Annotated in this window: 4 protein-coding genes; all 4 read left to right on the forward strand. The window is 27.3% G+C overall.

Annotated features, from left to right (window positions below):
- The first annotated feature begins 337 nt into the window (after nt 1-337).
- The 4 genes from Q1X91_RS14690 (at nt 338) to Q1X91_RS14705 (ending at nt 4,831) form a co-directional block, all read left to right on the forward strand.
- Nucleotides 338-1,315 (forward strand): Rpn family recombination-promoting nuclease/putative transposase, encoded by a 978-nt coding sequence (locus Q1X91_RS14690; protein ID WP_300759196.1) that lies wholly within the window; start codon nt 338-340, stop codon nt 1,313-1,315.
- Nucleotides 1,316-1,697: 382 nt separating this feature from the next.
- Nucleotides 1,698-2,195, forward strand: a complete 498-nt coding sequence (locus Q1X91_RS14695) for a hypothetical protein (protein ID WP_300759199.1) — start codon at nt 1,698-1,700, stop codon at nt 2,193-2,195.
- A gap of 23 nt (nt 2,196-2,218) precedes the next feature.
- Nucleotides 2,219-2,773 carry a hypothetical protein gene (locus tag Q1X91_RS14700; RefSeq protein WP_300759200.1) on the forward strand — a complete coding sequence of 185 codons (555 nt, stop codon included), beginning with the start codon at nt 2,219-2,221 and terminating at the stop codon, nt 2,771-2,773.
- A gap of 72 nt (nt 2,774-2,845) precedes the next feature.
- Nucleotides 2,846-4,831 carry a TonB-dependent siderophore receptor gene (locus Q1X91_RS14705; RefSeq protein WP_300759203.1) on the forward strand — a complete coding sequence of 662 codons (1,986 nt, stop codon included), beginning with the start codon at nt 2,846-2,848 and terminating at the stop codon, nt 4,829-4,831.
- The last annotated feature ends 594 nt before the right edge of the window (nt 4,832-5,425 follow it).

Consider the following 5,425-nt stretch of genomic DNA (forward strand, 5'->3'; position numbering starts at 1 on the left):
ATAAAAGAATACATTCTACTTTAAATTATGATACTCCTATGCTATACTTTAAGAAATTAAGGAATACTTAAATGCAATATGTATGGAACCCGTGCAAATCAAAAACAATATTAAAAGTTTATGACTTTTTTATATACATAAAAATATAGTTTGTTAATCTTTATATTTTTGCAAATGTATTATCAATTTTTTGATGTTTTTTGCATCATACTTTATTTACATATTAAACCTAGTCTAAAGAACTGGAGTATAAAGCAAGTCTATTAAATACTGCAAATATTTTTAAATTAAAAAATTAATTTTTGACAAACTAAAAAAATTTCAGTATAATTAAGCTATGAAAGAGATTAACAGACTTAATGATTTATTTGTACGATATTTAATCGGTACTGAAGGCGATGAGGATATATTAGAAAATATTGTTAATGCTGTTTTAAATGATGCAGACTTTGAATCGGTAAGCAATCTTGAAATTATTAATCCTTATAATTTAGCTTCAAATGAAAACCTAAAAGAATCTATTCTCGATGTTAAAGCAAAAACAAAAGACGGTAAAAAGATACTTATAGAAATACAGTTAGTAGGAAACAATAATTTTATAAAAAGAATATTATATTACATAGCAAAAAATATAGCTTCTGAATTGAAAGAAAATGATTTATATACAGGTATAAGTCAGATGATTAGTATCAGTTTTATCAATTTTAATTTAACTATAGGAAATGAAACAGATATAAAAAAAGAACATAAATGTTTTACACTTGCAGATGTTTATAATCCTAATCTTAGATTGGACGATTTACAAATACATTTTATAGAAATTAAAAGATTTGCAGAAATATTAAAAAATGTTAGTATAGGTGAATATAACAAAAATAAACTTTTATCTTGGATTGACTTTTTTACAACTAAAGATTTAGAAAAAAGTATAAATAAACTATTGGGAGGTAATGATATCATGCCTAAAGTTATAGATAAATATAAAAGATTTGTAGCTGATGAAAAAGAGATGTCTGCTTACAATGAAAGAGATACTTTTCTTTACGGACAGGCTGCTATGCTTCAGTATGAAAGGTCAGAAGGAAAAAAAGAAGGCATAGAGATAGGTTTTCAGCAAGGTATAGAAAAGGGAATAGAACAAGGAATAAAGAAAGGGATAGAACAAGGGATAGAACAAGGGATAGAACAAGGGATAGAACAAGGCTACAAAGAAAGTCAAATAAATATAGCAAAAGAAATGAAAAAAGAGAATATGGACATCAATCTTATAAGCAAATTAACAGGCTTGAATGCTTCAGATATAGAAAAACTTTAGAAATATTGTATAATTTTATGCTTAAATAGATAATTAAGAGTTCAATTTTGAAACAATAAAAGTATTATTTATGAGACAAATTAAACACTAAACGAAAACAAAACTAGTTTAATAATTTTTATATAATTTTTTAAAAAGTTTACTTATAAAAGATCTTGATATAAAAAAACAAACATATATAATATATTGTATTCTATGGGAATGAGGGTGAGAATCCTTCGCTGGCACGCAACCGTAAAGTTTAATTTTTTAATTTTAATAAAAGAATTAACGAAGTCGGATTTACCATTTAAACAGGCGAGTGCACTGAAAAAATTATTATTTTATGCACTCCTTTATTAAACAGCTTTTAATTTTTTAATTTAAATAAAGGAGCATTTTTATGCAAAAACAAATCAAAATTTTATTAACAATTCTAATGGTTTTGGTATTATCAGTATCATGTTCTAAAAACAACCCGAACGACCCAACAAAAACTAGAGAACAGATGCTTCAGCAAAAATGGGAATATACAACTTCTGCAGGTTCAGGATACAATATTACAGCTGAAAAAATTGATAGTTATTATACTGAAAATAATCAAGAAAAAATAAGCTATTCTGTCTCTATAATAGAAGAAATAGTTTGGTATTCTGATAATGCCTCAGGAATGATATACTGCAAATATACTGCAGCTCCAAGTTACAGACCAGAAGTAGCTAATAAATATTATGCCATTGCTTTTAAAGATTTAACTTCTGATACAATAGATATTTGTGGTGCTTATAAAGATGGAGGAGTTTATGCAACTGATACATTATCAGAAGCAAAATTAGAATTCACTGAAGCTAATGGCTATTTTACATTCAATGAATATAGTAAGTGTAAAGTAGTAAAATAAATTAATTTTTTTAGAGGCTTTATATGAAAATTAAAAAATCATATTTGTTAATTATAATATTTGCATTAATTATATCTTGTTCTAATCCTTCTACAAATCCTGATAACAATAACAATCAAAATACTTCATCATCTGTAAAGGCTGTAACTTCCGGAGTGCATACTATACAATACGGAACTAAAACTTCTGAAATTGATGTAACAGACGAAGCTCAGTTAAAAAATTTATGGATTACTCTAGTATCTGGAAAAACTGTTTATAAATCAAGTGATTATTCAGCTGTAAGCGGAAACTTTGATAATAATGCTAATTATTATGACAGTACCAATACAGTAAATATAAGAACAAAATTTATAAAATGTGCAGTATATGAATATAATAATAAAAAATATCTTGCTGCTGTATATTGGGATAATAAAAATACAGGCATGCCTAGCAGTTACCGTTTGATAATTGCAGACGAAAACGGCATTGAGCAGGCTTGGTACGGCGACGGAAGCGATGAAAGTGTTATACCAGATGAAAATACTCAGTGGACTAAATATGATTTTGTTTTCGGATATTTAAAAGAATATTAATTTAATAAAAATATAAGGGGCGGCGATATAAAGCCGTTCCTTTTTATATAAAATAATACAATCTATATAAAAATGAAAAAAATAAATATTTACTCTGCAGCATTATTTATCATAACATCTATATTTTTTTATTCTCAAAATATAAATGCTCAAACCTACCTTATAAGAGAACTTAAAGGCGGTATTTGGGTTACTTCGCAGGTTGAAATTACTAATGCAGTTCAGACAAATAATACAAACAGCAATGCAAACCCTGTAAAAATCCCTAAAACTCCTATAAAGATTAATAACAATGTAATAACTTCTGAAGAAATTGAAAGAAGAGGCTATAAAAATGCTCAAGAAGTGCTTGCCAATCAGTCTGGATTTGTCAATAAAGGCTCTTATATGGGAAATGAAACAGTTGAACCTGCTGGCGGAAGTGCCGACAACATGAAAATATATGTTAATGGCGTTCTTATGAATACTGCAAAAGGAAATGCTGATGCTGGGGTAGATTTAAGGAGAATACCTGCAAATCTAATAGAAAAAATTGAAATTATAGGAAACAGTATTTATATTACTACAAAAACTCCTTTGGAGGATATTGTATTAGTATCTTTAGGCTACGGAGCATACAATACTATAACGCCTTCAATACTTTTTTCAAAAAACTTTGACAATAAGCATATTATTACTTTTACTGCAGACTCCTATTACACTGACGGCAATTATTATTATAATTTTTCAAATAACTCTCAAAAACCTATAAAAGGATATATTAATGATAATAAACAGCTTATAGTAAACTCATCTCTTGACTACAGATATAATTTTGAAAATAAAAACTACATAAGAGCTTTTGTTAATATATCATATTCGGATGCAGTATCAAAATATCAGCTTCCTCCTATAAACACAACAGATTCATGGTTTAAGTTTACAACATTAACATCTTCTGTTTCATACAACGGATTTTCTGATATACTTGATTATAATATAAACTTATCTTATGTTTTTGATTCCTTTGTTGACAGACCTTATTATCAAAATGGAAAGCCAGTATCAGATTATCAGTCGCATGCAATAGCATTAAATACCACCCTATCAAGAATGGATGAGCTTCTGCCGAATATTATAACATTCTACAATAAACTAACTCCAGAATACAGATATGATTTTTTAATTGAAGATAAAAATGCAGTAGAAAAAAATTATAATTTCACGCCTCAAAGACATTCTTTATCATTATTATATGAGCCTCAATTATCTTTCGGATACTGGGATAATAACATTCCTATATTCTCATTTCTTCCAAGCATAAAATATGAGTTTCAGCATGAAGATTTTGATATAAACAGAAATAATAATTACTTAGCATACAATATTGCAGCAAATTTAAACTTCTACAAAGGATACAGTTTATACTTCTCATACTCTCATGATTACTCTGTACCTACGTTTAATGATTTATTTTATAATAACTACGGAAATCCTAATCTAAAACCAGAAGAATATAATCAAATATATACTAAACTTACATTAGAGCCTGTAACAAATTTAAAAATAGAAACATCGTACACATATACAACATACACAAATAAAATAGTTTGGTATTCAACTGTTCCAGAAAATGTAGACATTGCCGTTTCGCATATAGTTACACCAAGCATTGAATATAATATACCTTTTGCTAAATATCATAAGATAAAAACAAAATTAGGCTACTCTTATCAGCTTGCTTATATGGGCAAAGATAAACTTCCAAAAATAGGTTTGCCAGAACATGTAGTTACAGCATTACTTGGATATGACTTTATACCAAATCATAAAGTATTAAGTTCATTATCATTAAATATTTATTATACATACTCCGCACCAAGACCTTTATCAGAATACAGACCCATATATTATTCGGAAGTTTTTCATGACTTTAATATATCATTCTATTCTATATGGTTTGAACATTTAATATTTTCTATGAACTTCAAAAATATTTTTAATAAAACTCCTATTCTTTCAGCATATTCTATAGCAAAGCCTTTTACTTGGGAATTTGAACTTGGATACAATTTTTAATACTGCAAATTATCATGATATAAAATAATAAACTTGTAAAAATATTTATCAATAAGTTTTGGAATAATTTTATTACTAGATAAGTATTCATTTTCTTATTGTCTTAATTACATTAGACTTGTTTCAAAACTCAATTTATTAATATTTATAGTTTTTAAATTTAATATTTTTTTAATTATAGTTGGGGCTTTGCTGCGAAGCACACAGCCGTGCCAACCCCCACTTCTTTTGCCGTCCGCTCTGCGTGCCGTAGGCAAGTCACCTACTCGGTGGTGCCCATACGAAGTACGCCTGCGGCGAGAAGCAAAAAGACTGCATATTCATATATTAAAATGATAAATTATACAACATATAAAACATTGTATTTTATGATTTAAGATTAAATAATTTTAAAGTTAATATTGTCAAGTACTTTTGAAACAAGTCTATTATAAGAAATACATGCTTTTTTAAACTAAAAAGAATATATATAGCCATTAAACAATAAAAAACTAAATTTGCACGGGTTCCATACATATTGCATTTAAGTATTCCTTAATTTCTTAAAGTATAGCATAGGAGTATCATAATTTAAAGTAGAATGTATTCTTTTAT

Origin of the sequence: uncultured Brachyspira sp. (genome assembly GCF_949287625.1) — a bacterium.
Classification (GTDB): domain Bacteria; phylum Spirochaetota; class Brachyspiria; order Brachyspirales; family Brachyspiraceae; genus Brachyspira.

Excerpts from the sequence above, each read along its gene's own strand:
- Q1X91_RS14690 (WP_300759196.1), top strand. The coding sequence starts at position 338 with ATGAAAGAGATTAACAGACTTAATGATTTATTTGTACGATATTTAATC.
- Q1X91_RS14695 (WP_300759199.1), top strand. The coding sequence starts at position 1,698 with ATGCAAAAACAAATCAAAATTTTATTAACAATTCTAATGGTTTTGGTA.
- Q1X91_RS14700 (WP_300759200.1), top strand. The coding sequence starts at position 2,219 with ATGAAAATTAAAAAATCATATTTGTTAATTATAATATTTGCATTAATT.
- Q1X91_RS14705 (WP_300759203.1), top strand. The coding sequence starts at position 2,846 with ATGAAAAAAATAAATATTTACTCTGCAGCATTATTTATCATAACATCT.